Raw genomic sequence first — 553 nt, forward strand, 5'->3', positions numbered from 1 at the left:
CATCCCAAAAAACAGTGAGAGGAACTGATCTTCCTCGCAGCGAATTACTTTCCAAGAGTCAATATAATCGCCGACTTTGAGCTCCGGCCCCGGAGGAGAAACGCGAATCGGTTTTCCGCCACCAAAAAAGATGTCGAGCCATTCACGTGTGCGCCACAAAATGTTGGCAAAGTAATAGCCTTTTTCACGACTCCCGATTTTTTGAGCCACTTTCCATAATGCCGCAGCGGAGGCTTGAGTTTTTATGCTCGCACCGGCTTGTTTAGGGTAGTAGCCATACCCCGGTTGCCATCGACGAAGTGCCGCTGGCTCAAAGCCCCAAACATTACTGCGCACAAACGTGCCTTCATCTTGGATGGTATCGGATACCGCTTGCTCGTAGCTGATCAGCGTTTGCGGAAATCGTGCTTCAATCGCTTTGGAATCGGCGATGTAGTCATGCTCTAACCCTGCGAGTAATGCTTTGCCGATGTTTGCTGGCACAGAGGTGACCAAACCGAGCCAGTACGATGCCATTTTGGGGGTAAGCAACGGTGTCGACCACAGCCGATAA

1 pseudogene is annotated in these 553 nt (G+C 51.0%); it reads right to left on the reverse strand.

Annotated elements, in window-relative coordinates:
• Nucleotides 1–553: pseudogene (locus tag R7O13_RS29895) on the reverse strand (NAD(P)-dependent oxidoreductase); the annotation flags it as partial.

The organism is Vibrio sp. Y176 (genome assembly GCF_033438945.1).